The sequence below is a fragment of the Pseudomonas sp. SJZ078 genome (genome assembly GCF_007828255.1).
In the GTDB taxonomy this organism is placed as follows: domain Bacteria; phylum Pseudomonadota; class Gammaproteobacteria; order Pseudomonadales; family Pseudomonadaceae; genus Aquipseudomonas.
Genome location: NZ_VIUG01000061.1, coordinates 1 through 12,636, shown reverse-complemented (window position 1 = coordinate 12,636; position 12,636 = coordinate 1). Strand labels below are relative to the sequence as shown.

12 protein-coding genes are annotated in these 12,636 nt (G+C 61.2%); 3 read left to right on the top strand and 9 right to left on the bottom strand.

Features of this window, described 5'->3' with window-relative positions:
• Nucleotides 1-111: 111 nt before the first annotated feature.
• The 3 genes from FBY02_RS27505 to FBY02_RS27495 form a co-directional block, all read right to left on the bottom strand.
• The gene (locus tag FBY02_RS27505; RefSeq protein ID WP_144931620.1) at nt 112-1,083 is read right to left on the bottom strand and encodes a thymidylate synthase; all 972 of its coding nucleotides are present in this window, start codon (nt 1,081-1,083) and stop codon (nt 112-114) included.
• Between the two features lie 49 nt (nt 1,084-1,132).
• A complete protein-coding gene (gene lgt, locus FBY02_RS27500) occupies nt 1,133-1,942 on the bottom strand; it encodes a prolipoprotein diacylglyceryl transferase (protein WP_041021510.1) in 810 nt (269 codons plus the stop codon).
• Nucleotides 1,943-2,010: 68 nt separating this feature from the next.
• Nucleotides 2,011-2,793 carry a sulfite exporter TauE/SafE family protein gene (locus tag FBY02_RS27495; RefSeq protein WP_144931618.1) on the bottom strand — a complete coding sequence of 261 codons (783 nt, stop codon included), beginning with the start codon at nt 2,791-2,793 and terminating at the stop codon, nt 2,011-2,013.
• A gap of 200 nt (nt 2,794-2,993) precedes the next feature.
• On the opposite strand from FBY02_RS27495, the gene FBY02_RS27490 reads away from it, so the two are divergent.
• On the top strand, nt 2,994-3,740 hold the full coding sequence (locus FBY02_RS27490) for an NRDE family protein (RefSeq protein ID WP_144931616.1): 747 nt from the start codon (nt 2,994-2,996) through the stop codon (nt 3,738-3,740).
• 111 nt (nt 3,741-3,851) lie between these two features.
• Here FBY02_RS27490 and ptsP read toward each other — a convergent pair whose 3' ends face one another.
• Nucleotides 3,852-6,131 (bottom strand): phosphoenolpyruvate--protein phosphotransferase, encoded by a 2,280-nt coding sequence (gene ptsP, locus FBY02_RS27485; protein ID WP_144931614.1) that lies wholly within the window; start codon nt 6,129-6,131, stop codon nt 3,852-3,854.
• Between the two features lie 22 nt (nt 6,132-6,153).
• Nucleotides 6,154-6,633, bottom strand: coding sequence for an RNA pyrophosphohydrolase (locus tag FBY02_RS27480; protein WP_003186867.1), 480 nt, complete (start codon nt 6,631-6,633; stop codon nt 6,154-6,156).
• Between the two features lie 143 nt (nt 6,634-6,776).
• On the opposite strand from FBY02_RS27480, the gene FBY02_RS27475 reads away from it, so the two are divergent.
• Nucleotides 6,777-7,433, top strand: coding sequence for an HAD family phosphatase (locus FBY02_RS27475; protein ID WP_144931612.1), 657 nt, complete (start codon nt 6,777-6,779; stop codon nt 7,431-7,433).
• Nucleotides 7,434-7,526: 93 nt separating this feature from the next.
• On the opposite strand, the gene FBY02_RS27470 is transcribed toward FBY02_RS27475, so the two are convergent.
• Together FBY02_RS27470 and ilvA are read right to left on the bottom strand one after the other, a co-directional pair.
• On the bottom strand, nt 7,527-7,955 hold the full coding sequence (locus tag FBY02_RS27470) for a DUF2269 family protein (protein ID WP_144931609.1): 429 nt from the start codon (nt 7,953-7,955) through the stop codon (nt 7,527-7,529).
• A 41-nt stretch (nt 7,956-7,996) separates the two neighbouring features.
• Nucleotides 7,997-9,511 (bottom strand): threonine ammonia-lyase, biosynthetic, encoded by a 1,515-nt coding sequence (gene ilvA, locus FBY02_RS27465; protein ID WP_144931607.1) that lies wholly within the window; start codon nt 9,509-9,511, stop codon nt 7,997-7,999.
• Nucleotides 9,512-9,648: 137 nt separating this feature from the next.
• On the opposite strand from ilvA, the gene rpiA reads away from it, so the two are divergent.
• Nucleotides 9,649-10,323 (top strand): ribose-5-phosphate isomerase RpiA, encoded by a 675-nt coding sequence (gene rpiA, locus FBY02_RS27460; RefSeq protein ID WP_144931605.1) that lies wholly within the window; start codon nt 9,649-9,651, stop codon nt 10,321-10,323.
• A 132-nt stretch (nt 10,324-10,455) separates the two neighbouring features.
• On the opposite strand, the gene FBY02_RS27455 is transcribed toward rpiA, so the two are convergent.
• A complete protein-coding gene (locus tag FBY02_RS27455) occupies nt 10,456-11,367 on the bottom strand; it encodes an SdiA-regulated domain-containing protein (RefSeq protein WP_144931603.1) in 912 nt (303 codons plus the stop codon).
• Between the two features lie 117 nt (nt 11,368-11,484).
• Nucleotides 11,485-12,414 carry an SdiA-regulated domain-containing protein gene (locus FBY02_RS27450; RefSeq protein WP_144931601.1) on the bottom strand — a complete coding sequence of 310 codons (930 nt, stop codon included), beginning with the start codon at nt 12,412-12,414 and terminating at the stop codon, nt 11,485-11,487.
• Nucleotides 12,415-12,636 lie beyond the last annotated feature (222 nt).

Here is a 12,636-nt window from a genome sequence, read left to right as displayed (position 1 = left end):
TCCAGATATCTGCACTGCCAAGAGCTGTGAGAGCTTTTGCTGCCTTGAAAAAGAATGGCTAAATAAATCATCCAAGACAGTTGCTCCCACAGAGATGGGTAGCGGTGTGCTTCAGACCGCCATCGGCGCAGTCATCGGCGCATGGTGCTGGTAGCCTTCCAGGGAGAAGTCGCTTGGCTCCACCAGCTCAAGCCACTCGGGCTGGTACAAGCCGGTCTTGGCGAACTCCGGTACCCGCTCGGAAATCACCAGCCTTGGCATCGGGAACGGCTTGCGGGTGAGTTGTTCCTTGAGCATGTCCAGGTGGTTTTCGTAGACGTGGGCGTCACCGATGAAATAGGTGAACCAGCGCGGCGTGTAGCCGGTCAGGCGACCGATCAGGCTCAGCAGAGCGGCGCCTTCGGTGAGGTTGAACGGCGTGCCCAGGCCCAGGTCGTTGGAGCGGATGTAGAGGGTCAGGGAAATTTCCTTGGTCTCGACATTCGGGTGGAACTGATACAGCAGATGGCACGGCGGCAAGGCCATTTCATCGAGCTGGGCGCAGTTCCAGCCGTGGAACAGGATGCGCCGGCTGCCCGGGTCCTTGATGATGGTATCGACACACTGGCGAACCTGGTCGATAGCCTTGTACAGCACCACATAGGCCTGGCCGTTTTCCTCACCTTCGGCGATCTGCCGGTAGCCCTGGGCCAGGGTCTGCTCGATGGCCGCCGGGTTGCTCACGGGGACCTGCTTGTAGGCCGGCCACTTGCGCCATTGCACGCCGTAGATCTCCCCCAGGTCATCCTCGCCCTGGCGGAACGGGTTGGCCAGCCACTGGGTGTTTTCGTTGGCGTTCTGGTCCCATACCTTGCAACCCAGGGCACGGAATTCGGCGGCGTTGTTGACGCCACGGAGAAAACCGCACATCTCGCCGATGGCCGATTTGAAAGCCAGTTTGCGGGTGGTGATGGCTGGGAAGCCTTTCTTCAGGTCATAGCGCAACATGGCGCCAGGGAGGCTAATGGTATTGACACCGGTTCGGTTGGCTTGCCGGGTGCCGTTCTCGATGACGTCCGCCACCAGCTCGAGATATTGCTTCATGAATTACCTGTGTCCTTGAGCCCGAGGCCTGCGCCTCGGGTTTCGAATTTTAAGCCTTGGCCGCCGCAGCCGGCGCACGATGATAAGCCAGCCAGATCAGCACCAGACCACCGACGATCATCGGCAGGCACAACACCTGGCCCATGGTCAGCCAGTTCCATGCCAGATAGCCAAGCTGGGCGTCCGGTACGCGGACGAACTCAACGATGAAGCGGAAGATGCCGTAGAACAGCGCGAACATCCCGGACACTGCCATGGTCGGCCGCGGCTTGCGCGAGAACAGCCAGAGAATCAGGAATAGTGCCACGCCTTCAAGGGCGAACTGGTACAACTGCGACGGATGGCGCGGCAACTGCGCCGGATCGCTGAACGGCGGGAAGATCATTGCCCACGGCACGTCGGTCGGCTTGCCCCACAATTCGGCGTTGATGAAGTTGCCGATGCGCCCGGCGCCCAGGCCGATCGGCACCATCGGCGCGACGAAGTCCATAAGCTCGAAGAACGACTTGTTGTTGCGCTTGCCGAACCACACCGCCGCCAGCATCACGCCGATGAAGCCACCGTGGAACGACATGCCGCCCTTCCAGACCTCGAAGATCAGCGTTGGATTCGCCAGGTAGGCGCTCAGGTCATAGAACAGCACATAACCCAGGCGTCCGCCGACGATCACGCCCATGGACAGCCAGAACACCAGGTCGGAGAGCTTTTCCTTGTTCCAGGTCGGGTCGAAACGGTTGAGCCGTCGCGACGCCAGCAGCCAGGCACCGCCGATGCCGACCAGGTACATCAGACCGTACCAGTGGATTTTCAGCGGGCCGATAGCCAGGGCCACCGGATCGATCTGCGGGTAAGGCAGCATTGATATTCCTCGTAAACGTCAAAAATACTTGAGTGACCCTGTCACTCTGGGATTAAGCCAGGATTGCGTCAGAGCAGGAAGCTCAAGCCCACGCTGAACAGCAAAGCCGCGAACAGCCGCTTGAGCAAGCGCGGCGACAGGCGATGGGCCAGTCGTGCGCCAACGCGGGCGAAGACCATGCTCGTCAGGGCGATGCCCAGCAGCGCCGGCAAATACACAAAACCGAGACTATGGGCCGGCAACAGCGGATCGTGCCAGCCCAGAATCATGAAACTTAATGCACTGACCAGGGCGATCGGCAAGCCGCAGGCCGACGAGGTGGCCACTGCCTGCTGCATGGGCACGCTGCGCCAGGTCAGGAACGGTACGGTGAGCGAACCGCCGCCGATGCCGAAAATCGCCGAGGCCCAGCCGACGACCGTGCCGGCCAGGGTCAACCCGGCCTTGCCAGGCACCGTGCGGCTGGCCTTGGGCTTGAAATCCAGGGCCAGCTGCGCGGCGACGATCATGGCGAACACGCCGATGATCTTTTGCAGGTGCGGGCCGGAAATCGCCTCGGCGGTGACTGCACCGAAACCGGCCCCGATCAGGATCCCGACGGTCATCCAGGTGAAGATCGGCCAGCGTACCGCGCCTTTGCGCTGATGCTCACGTACGGCATTGATCGAGGTGAAGATGATCGACGCCAGGGACGTGCCGACGGCCAGGTGCGTCAATACCTGCGGGTCGAAACCCTGCAGGGTGAAGCTGAACACCAGCACCGGGACTATGATCATCCCGCCACCCACGCCAAACAACCCGGCCAGCACCCCGGCGCAGGCGCCGAGCAGCAGATAGATCACGAATTCCACCAGCGTCCCCCCGCCCATCCCCGAAACAAGAGCGGCATGGTAACGGATCCATGGCCTTGGGCTCTACTGAAGGCGATGGATGCCGGGAGACAGTGCTCATTAGCAGGTACATCCTTTTGCGCGGATAAACCCTTTTGCCACAAAAGAGGCGCATTCGATTTATCCTTTGAGCTGTTTGGCATCGTTAACGGGACTACCTGATGTGCCTGATCGTATTTGCCTGGCGACCCGGTCACGCCCAACCGCTGATCGTGGCGGCCAACCGCGACGAGTTCTACGCGCGCCCGACCCTGCCCTTGGCCCAGTGGCCCGACGCTCCCCAGGTCTACGCCGGTCGCGACCTGGAAGCCGGCGGCACCTGGCTCGGTATCGGTGCGGATGGTCGCTTTGCGGCCCTGACGAATATCCGTGATCCAGGCCAACTGCCGGCGTTCAAGTCGCGGGGCGAGTTGGTGGCGCGGTTTCTGAGCGGGAATCTGTCGATTGGTGATTACCTGAGCGAAATCGTGCCTCGTGCCGGCGAGTACGGCGGGTTCAACCTGCTGCTCGGTGATGGCAGCGAGCTGTGGCACTACAACGCCCGCGATGTCCGGCCACAGCGATTGGCCGAAGGCGTCTACGGCTTATCGAATGCCGGGCTGAACACGCCGTGGCCGAAACTGCTCAAGGCCCGCAGGGCACTGGGCGAGGTGCTGGCCGATCCGCAGCCACAGGCCCTGCTGGCGCTGCTCAACGACCCGCAACCGGCCCCGGTGGCGGACTTGCCAGACACCGGCGTAGGACTGGCGACCGAGACCTTGCTGTCGAGTGTGTTCATTGCCAGCCCGGCGTATGGGACGCGGGCGAGCACGGCGTTGATCGTCCATGCCGATGGGACGCGGCATATAGTCGAGCGCAGCTTCGGGCCGCATGGGGGGCATTTGGGGGAGGTGGAGGTCAGGGTTTAGTTTTGCGCTGATGGTGCTGGCCTCATCGCGAGCAGGCTCGCTCCCACAAAAGGCTTTGTAAACGACACAAATCCCCTGTGGGAGCGAGCCTGCTCGCGATGAGGCCTCCGGCTAAAGCGTCTTGTTCGAAGCCGGATTGATCATCCGCGCCAGTCCAAGGTTCTTCAGCGCCAGTTGCAGCGAGCTATGGATGACCTGCGGATTATCGATGGTCATCACCTCCGCCAGCAGCTCCTGGGCCTTGCTCAGGTTGATCTGGCGCAGCATCCATTTCACTTTCGGCAGGTTGGTGGCGTTCATCGACAAGCTGTCGAAGCCCATCGCCATCAACAGTACTGCCGCCGCCGGATCACCGGCCATTTCACCGCAGATACTCACCGGCTTGCCTTCGGCATGGGCGTCGCGCACTACGTTCTGCAAGGCTTGCAGCACGGCTGGGTGCAGATAGTCGTACAGGTCGGCCACCCGTGGATTGTTGCGGTCCACGGCCAGCAGGTACTGCGTCAGGTCGTTGGAGCCGACCGAGAGGAAGTCCACCTGCCGCGCCAGTTCCTTGGTCTGGTACACCGCTGCCGGGATCTCGATCATGACGCCAACTGGCGGCATCGGCACGTCGGTGCCTTCGTCACGCACTTCGCCCCAGGCCCGGTGGATCAGGTGCAGGGCTTCTTCCAACTCATGGGTGCCGGAGATCATCGGCAACAGGATGCGCAGGTTGTTCAGCCCTTCGCTGGCCTTGAGCATGGCGCGGGCCTGGACCAGGAAGATTTCCGGATGGTCGAGCGTCACGCGAATCCCGCGCCAACCCAGGAAGGGGTTTTCTTCCTTGATCGGGAAGTAGGACAAGGCTTTGTCGCCGCCGATGTCCAGGCTGCGCATGGTCACCGGTTGCGGATGGAACGCTGCCAGTTGCTCGCGATAGATCGCCAGTTGTTCCTTTTCGCTGGGGAAACGCTGGTTGATCATGAACGGCACTTCGGTGCGGTACAGGCCCACACCCTCGGCGCCGCGTTTCTGCGCCCGGGCCACGTCGGCCAGCAGGCCGGTGTTGACCCACAGCGGCATGCGATGGCCGTCGGGCGTCACGCAGGGCAGGTCCCTCAGCGCATCGAGGCCCAGGGACAGTTGTTTTTCTTCCTCCACCACATCGGCGAACTGCTTGCGCAGGACGTCGCTGGGGTTGGTGTAGACCTCGCCATGGTAGCCGTCGACGATCATCTGGATGCCGTCGACCTTGGAGTACGGCAGGTCCACCAGGCCCATCACCGTGGGGATGCCCATCGCTCGGGCGAGAATCGCGACGTGGGAGTTGCCCGAACCCAATACCGAGACCAGCCCCGCCAGCTTGCCCTCGGGCACCTCGCCGAGCATGGCCGGGGTCAACTCCTCGCTGACCAGGATGGTGTTGTCGGGGTAGACCAGGGTCTGCTGGCGCTCCTGCTGCAAGTAGGCCAGCAGGCGGCGGCCGAGGTCCTTGACGTCCGAGGCGCGCTCGCGCAGGTAGGCGTCATCCATCAGTTCGAAACGGTTGACGTGGTCGGTCACCACCTGGCGCAACGCCCCCTGGGCCCATTGGCCGGTCTTGATGACTGTGGTCACTTCGCTGCCCAAGGAGGCGTCGTCGAGCATCATCAGGTAGACGTCGAACAGCGCGCGTTCTTCGGGGCGCAGTTGCGTCGCCAGTTTGGCCGACAGGGCGCGCATGTCGGCGCGCACCCCTTCGATGGCGGTCTTGAACAGCCCCAGTTCGGCGTCGATGTCGCTGATGGCTTTATCCGGCACCACGTCGAGGTCGGCCGGCGGCAACATGACCACCGCCGTGCCCACGGCCGCGCCTGGCGAGCCCGGCACGCCGACGAACTTGGCTTCCTGGATGCCCTTGCCCTGGCGGCCCAGGCCGCTGATCGAGCCGGTGGCCTCGGCGTGGGCGATGACCCCGGCCAGTTGCGCGCTCATGGTCACGAGGAAGGCTTCTTCACCTTCGTCGAACTGGCGGCGCTCCTTTTGCTGGATGACCAACACGCCGACGACGCGGCGGTGGTGGATGATCGGTGCGCCGAGGAACGAGGCATAACGCTCTTCACCCGTTTCGGCGAAGTAGCGGTAGCGCGGGTGGTCCGCGGCGTTTTCGAGGTTCAGGGGTTCTTCGCGCGTGCCGACCAGGCCGACCAGGCCTTCATTGGGGGCCATGCTGACCTTGCCAATGGAGCGCTTGTTCAAGCCCTCGGTGGCCATCAGCACGAAACGGTTGGTCTCGGGGTCCAGCAGGTAGACCGAGCAGACCTGGCTGCCCATGGCCTCTTTGACGCGCAATACAATAATCCCCAACGCCGCCTTGAGATCCTTGGCGGAGTTAACTTCCTGGACGATCTTGCGCAGCGTATTGAGCATGGCTCGGGGTCGAACTCCGTCGTCAGTCGCGCGTCAGCAGGCGCGGGGCAAGCTCTTTGAGAGCGCGTCGATACACTTCGCGCTTGAATGTCACCACCTGGCCCAACGGATACCAATAGCTGACCCAGCGCCAGCCATCGAACTCCGGTTTACCGGTCAAATCCATCCGCACCCGCTGCTCGTTGGAGATCAGGCGCAAGAGAAACCATTTCTGCTTCTGGCCGATGCACAGCGGCTGGCTGTGCGTCCTGACCAGGCGTTGCGGCAAACGATAGCGCAACCAGCCGCGAGTGCAGGCGAGTATTTCAACATCTTCGCGCTCCAGCCCCACTTCTTCGTTCAACTCGCGGTACAAAGCCTCTTCCGGCGTCTCCTGCGGGTTGATCCCGCCTTGAGGAAACTGCCAGGCGTCTTGATTGATACGGCGAGCCCATAGCACCTGCCCGGCATCATTCGTAAGAATGATTCCCACATTGGGTCGGAAACCATCGGGATCGATCACGGCAACAACCTCGCAAGCGCATGTCGCCGCATTGTTCCACAAAGGTTGTGAAAGCAGCAACGAGCCCGCCCAGGTTATGTGCACTCTTGTGAAAAGTCCGTATTCTGAGCGCCTTTCTTCAGAATTTTCAGCGAGTAACTGCAATGCGGCTGGCCTTATTCGACCTGGACAACACCCTGTTGGGCGGCGACAGCGATCACGCCTGGGGCGATTACCTGTGTGAGCGTGGCTTCCTGGACGCCGTCGCGTACAAGGCACGCAACGATGAGTTCTACCAGGATTACCTGGCCGGCAAGCTCGACAACGCCGCCTACCTGAACTTTTGCCTGGAAATCCTCGGTCGCACCGAAATGGAAGTGCTGGCCCAATGGCATCTGGACTACATGCGCGATTGCATCGAGCCCATCGTGTTGCCCCAGGCCATCGAACTGTTGAAGAAGCACCGTGACGCTGGCGACAAGCTGGTGATCATTACCGCTACCAATCGCTTCGTCACCGCCCCGATTGCCGAGCGCCTGGGGGTCGAAACCCTGATCGCCACCGAGTGCGAGATGATCGATGGCCGCTACAGTGGGCGCAGCACCGACATTCCCTGCTTCCGCGAGGGCAAGGTGACCCGCCTGAACCGCTGGCTGGAAGAAACCGGGTATTCCCTCGAAGACAGCTATTTCTACAGCGATTCGATGAACGACTTGCCGTTGCTGGAGGCAGTTACGCATCCGGTGGCAGTGGATCCGGACCCGAACCTGCGGGCTGAGGCGCAGAAGCGCGGTTGGCCGGTGATCAGTCTGCGCGACTGAAATCGTCATCGCGAGCAGGCTCGCTCCCACAATGGAACGCGTTTCCCCTGTGGGAGCGAGCCTGCTCGCGATGAAGTCGACTCGGTTCCAGGCCTAAACCGGCTTGGCACCCATCAATCCGGCAATGGCGATCAGGCAGATAAAGCTGAACAGCGCCAAGGCCAAGGTAAAGGTACCGTTGCCCGCCGTCGGCAGCTTGCGCCGCTTGTTCAGACGCACCAACAGCCAGAACCCCGTCAGCGCCGCCAGGGTGTAGAGGATGCTGGAAGCCAGCAGCCAGGTCTGTCCCAGCGGCCAGCCGACCTGATGAACCATCCACCAGCCCGTAAAGGGCAGGCTCGCCAGGGCAAGCACCATCACCAGCCAGACAAACACCCGTGGGCGTTGCAGTAAGCGGGCAGGGGCTGTGTCGTCGCCGTGGCGGCATGTCCGCCAAACCCAGACAGCCAGCCCCAAAGCGCCCACCAGCAGCAGGGCAGTGGCCAGGACGTGAGCGATCTTCAGCGCAGTCAACGTTTCCATTGTTCGATTTCCTTGAGCCGTGCCCAACAGCCTAGCCTTTGTTAACCCAGGAACAACTGGTACGCCGGGTTATCGCTTTCATCCCAGTACGGATAGCCGATCTCTTCGAGGGCGGCCGGCACCAGGTGGCGCTCATCGTGGGGCACTTGCAAACCGGCGACCACACGGCCGTCCGCCGCGCCATGGTTGCGATAGTGGAACATCGAAATGTTCCAGCGTCCGCCCAGCTTGTTGAGGAAGTTGAACAGCGCGCCCGGACGCTCGGGAAATTCGAAGCGCAGCACCACCTCGTCGATGACGTGGGCCGCGTGTCCGCCGACCATATGGCGGATATGCAGCTTGGCCAGTTCGTTGTCGGTCAGGTCCAATACCGGGAAACCTTGCTCGGTGAGGCTGGCGATCAGTGCGCTGCGTGGATCGTTTTCCGGGTGCGTCTGCACGCCCACGAAGATGTGCGCCTCGCTGCCGGTGTTGTAGCGGTAGTTGAATTCGGTGATCTGACGCTTGCCGACGGCTTCGCAGAACGCCTTGAAGCTGCCGGGTTGCTCGGGAATGGTGACCGCGATGATTGCTTCGCGCCCTTCGCCCAGCTCGGCGCGCTCGGCCACATGGCGCAGGCGGTCGAAGTTGACGTTGGCACCGGAATCGATGGCCACCAGGGTCTGGCCGCTGATGCCCCGTGACTCGACGTATTTCTTGATCCCGGCCACACCCAGGGCGCCGGCAGGTTCGGTGATCGAGCGGGTATCGTCGTAGATGTCCTTGATTGCGGCGCAGATCTCGTCGGTGCTGACGGTAATGACTTCATCAACGTGGTGCTTGCAGATATCAAAGGTGTGCTGGCCGATCTGCGCCACGGCGACGCCATCGGCAAACAGCCCGACGCTGGGCAATACCACCCGCTCGCCAGCGGCCATGGCGGCCTGCAGGCAGTTGGAGTCATCGGGTTCGACACCGATGACCTTGATTTCAGGGCGCAGGTACTTCACGTAGGCCGCGATCCCGGCAATCAGTCCGCCACCGCCCACCGGAACGAAGATCGCATCCAGGTGCCCTGGATGCTGACGCAGGATTTCCATTGCCACCGTGCCCTGCCCGGCAATGGTGTGGGGGTCGTCGTAGGGATGGATATAGACGTAACCCTTTTCATCGACCAGTTTCAGCGAATAGGCCAGGGCCTCGGGGAACGAGTCGCCATGCAACACCACTTTGCCGCCACGGGAGCGCACGCCTTCGACCTTGATTTCCGGGGTGGTCTTGGGCATCACGATGGTAGCTTTCACACCCAGGACCTTGGCGGCCAGGGCCAGGCCCTGGGCATGGTTGCCCGCCGACGCCGTGACCACGCCCCGTGAACGTTCTTCATCGCTGAGCTGGGTCAGCTTGTTGTACGCCCCGCGGATCTTGAATGAGAACACCGGCTGCAAGTCTTCGCGTTTGAGCCAGATGTTGTTGCCCAGTCGCTCGGAAAGCTGTCGAGCGGTCTGCAGCGGGGTTTCTACGGCGACGTCGTAGACGCGCGAGGTGAGGATCTTTTTGACGTACTGTTCGAGCATCGGAAAGCATCACTGGGCGGGTTGGGCAGGGTCAGGGAGTCTAACCCGGCTTTTGGCCGGGCGACCACACGAATCCCGAGGTTTTGTTGGGTTATACTCGCGCCCCTCTTTACTCCCTGCCCGTTTTCGGAGCCCGCATGACCCAGGATCAACTCAAACAGGCCGTGGCCCAGGCCGCCGTCGACCTCATCCTTCCGCAACTGGATGACAAGAGCATCGTCGGGGTCGGCACCGGCTCCACGGCCAATTGCTTCATCGATGCGTTGGCGCAGCATAAGGGTGCCTTCGACGGGGCGGTTGCCAGCTCCGAAGCCACCGCCGCACGGCTGAAGGGCCACGGGATCCCGGTATATGAGCTCAACACCGTGAGCGACCTGGAGTTCTACATCGACGGCGCCGACGAAAGCGACGCACACCTGAACCTGATCAAAGGCGGTGGTGCAGCCCTGACCCGCGAGAAGATCGTCGCAGCGGTGGCCAAGACCTTCATCTGCATCGCCGACGCCAGCAAACTGGTGCCGGTGCTTGGCGCGTTCCCGCTACCGGTCGAAGTCATTCCGATGGCTCGCAGCCACGTGGCTCGCCAGCTGGTGAAGCTGGGCGGCGACCCTGTGTATCGCGAGGGCGTGCTGACCGATAACGGCAATATCATCCTGGACGTGCATAACCTGCAAATCACCAACCCGACGGAACTGGAAAGCCAGATCAACGCCATCGTCGGCGTGGTCACCAACGGTTTGTTCGCTGCCCGTCCGGCGGATGTGCTGTTGCTGGGCACGGCGGAAGGGGTGAAGACCCTGCGGGCCGAATGAATCGGTGACAGGTGCCTGGTACCTTTTCCTGTGGGAGCGGGCTTGCTCGCGAATGCATTAGATCAGTCATTTACCCGTTGAATGACCCACCGCATTCGCGAGCAAGCCCGCTCCCACATGGGTTCTGGTGGTTCAGGGCTGTGGTTTCTTGAACACATAGAACAGATTCGGCTCGCTCACCAGATAAAGGGTGCCGTCATCGTCCATGGCAATGCCTTCGGCCTGTGGCACATTTTTCTGCAGTCCCTGACGACCTTTGCTCAATGACAGGGTACTCAGGGGCTTCCCGTCGATATCCAGTTCGATGATCAACCGCGACTCATCAGACAATGCCAGCAAGTGGCCGCTGCGCTCATCGTATTGCAGGCTCGACAGATCCCGCACGAACAGTCCGGCATCGCGCTTGGGGTTGTTGATGACGTGGACTGCGTAAGACTTTTCCGAATTGTGATGGGGAAAGCCCTGCACTTCATAAATCAGCATCGGGTCGCGCTCCTTCGCTACGAACAGCCGCTTGCCCACTGAGTCGTAGGCCAATCCCTCGAATCCTTTATTCTTGCTCATATGCACGCCGAGGGTCATTTGTTCGGCGTCGGCCGCGTCGAGAAACCGGGTGTCTTCGTCCAGGTGAATCTTGATCAGCCGCTGCTGGCGCTCGTCACTGATGACGTAGATGTTCTCGCTGATGAATTCCACGGCTTCCGGATCGCCGAAACCGATCAGTGCCACGCGGCGCAGGATCTTGCCGTCCAGTGACAGCTCGATCAGTTCGGCATTCTTGTTGGTGACGGTGAACAGGCTCTTGCGTACCGGATCGAACGTCAGTGCCGACACGTCGTCGAGGCCTTCGATCACCTGGGCCTCCATCGTGACCCGGTACTGGTCCAGGGCGATGGCCTGCTCGTTGGTGGGTTGCCAGAGTGTATTGAAGTTGAACCAGGCCCGTTCGAACAGGCGCAGATACTGGCCCGCCGCAATCAGGACGATCAGGGCGATTGCCAGTAACATCAGGATCAAGGGTTGGGGGCGGGCAAGTCGACGCATGGGGTGGGCTCGGGTAAGAACAGGTGGTTGGAAATACCACGACTGCCTGAACTGAAGCTTAATGGCTGTGTGCCACACCCTACAGCGAAGGAGGAATTGCCTTACAGAGTTGCGCTGTCAGCGTTGTTTCTCGAAACGATAGAACAGGTTTGGCTCGCTGACCATGTACACATTGCCGGCTTCATCCATGGTGACACCTTCGGCGCGAGGGATGGTGCCCTTCAGGCCGTTGAAGCCGCCCAGCAAGGTCATGAAACTGACCTGCTGGCCTTTTTCATCAAGTTCCAGCAAAAGGTGCGAATCGGCCGAAAGCACCAGCATGTGGCCGGTTCGAGGGTCTATCGCCAGGGCCGAGAGGTTGCGCAGGTCCAGTTCATTGCTGACATGGATCTGTTTGTCGCCCTTGAGCAAAAGGCTGCCATCGCTTTTCCAGGTGAACAATGTTGGCGGACGTTCTTCGCCCAGCACCAGTTGCTGGTTGCGTGGGTCCCAGACAACCGCTTCGAAGCCCTTGTTCTGGTTCTTTGAAGGGCCAAGATCGTAGAGAGGGGAATCGCTCTTTTTCAGTTCGTGCGTATTGGCGTCGACATGGACGATCGACAGCGTGTGGCTTCGCTCGTCGGTAATGGCCAGCAGTCCGTTCTCCATGAAAGACACCCCTTCCGGATTGCTCCAGCCCACCAAAGGCATCTTGCGCAGCACATCGCCCTGCAAGGTCAGCTCCACCAGGAACGGGTTCTTGCCCATGACGGCAAACAGGGTCTTGGTCTGTGGGTTGTAGGTCACATCGGACGCTTCATCCTTCTCCATGCCCGGGAGCGGCTTGGCATCGATCACCGCCGTATAGTCCGGTAGCCAGACGCTTTCCTGGCGCTGAGCGGGGCTTTGAAAGTGTTCCGCAACCCAAAGTCGGCCCCGGTCATCCCAATGCATCGCAAACGCCAACCCATAGGCGGCCACGGCCAGCAGCGACCAGACATACCAAGGCAGGGCAAAGCGGGAGCGGGGGGCAGATTTGGCGTGGGGCAGTACTTGGGTCTTGGCCATCGGTAATTGCGTTCCGGGGATTCGGGCTGGGGAATGGCTGGCTCAGATGCCGCATTCTTCGGAATTATCCGGATGGCATGTGAAAAAAACGGTAAATCGGCGGTCTTCAGGATAAGTCAGGCACCAATGTGGGAGCGGGCTTGAACTGGTCAAGTATTCTTGGACACCATTTAAGGTTCACGCCGCCAGTCTTTCCCTGACGACCGGCGACCGGTAATCGTT

Coding starts and splice junctions, on each gene's coding strand:
- FBY02_RS27505 (WP_144931620.1), bottom strand. CDS start 1,083: ATGAAGCAATATCTCGAGCTGGTGGCGGACGTCATCGAGAACGGCACC.
- lgt (WP_041021510.1), bottom strand. CDS start 1,942: ATGCTGCCTTACCCGCAGATCGATCCGGTGGCCCTGGCTATCGGCCCG.
- FBY02_RS27490 (WP_144931616.1), top strand. CDS start 2,994: ATGTGCCTGATCGTATTTGCCTGGCGACCCGGTCACGCCCAACCGCTG.
- ptsP (WP_144931614.1), bottom strand. CDS start 6,131: ATGCTCAATACGCTGCGCAAGATCGTCCAGGAAGTTAACTCCGCCAAG.
- FBY02_RS27475 (WP_144931612.1), top strand. CDS start 6,777: ATGCGGCTGGCCTTATTCGACCTGGACAACACCCTGTTGGGCGGCGAC.
- FBY02_RS27470 (WP_144931609.1), bottom strand. CDS start 7,955: ATGGAAACGTTGACTGCGCTGAAGATCGCTCACGTCCTGGCCACTGCC.
- ilvA (WP_144931607.1), bottom strand. CDS start 9,511: ATGCTCGAACAGTACGTCAAAAAGATCCTCACCTCGCGCGTCTACGAC.
- rpiA (WP_144931605.1), top strand. CDS start 9,649: ATGACCCAGGATCAACTCAAACAGGCCGTGGCCCAGGCCGCCGTCGAC.
- FBY02_RS27455 (WP_144931603.1), bottom strand. CDS start 11,367: ATGCGTCGACTTGCCCGCCCCCAACCCTTGATCCTGATGTTACTGGCA.
- FBY02_RS27450 (WP_144931601.1), bottom strand. CDS start 12,414: ATGGCCAAGACCCAAGTACTGCCCCACGCCAAATCTGCCCCCCGCTCC.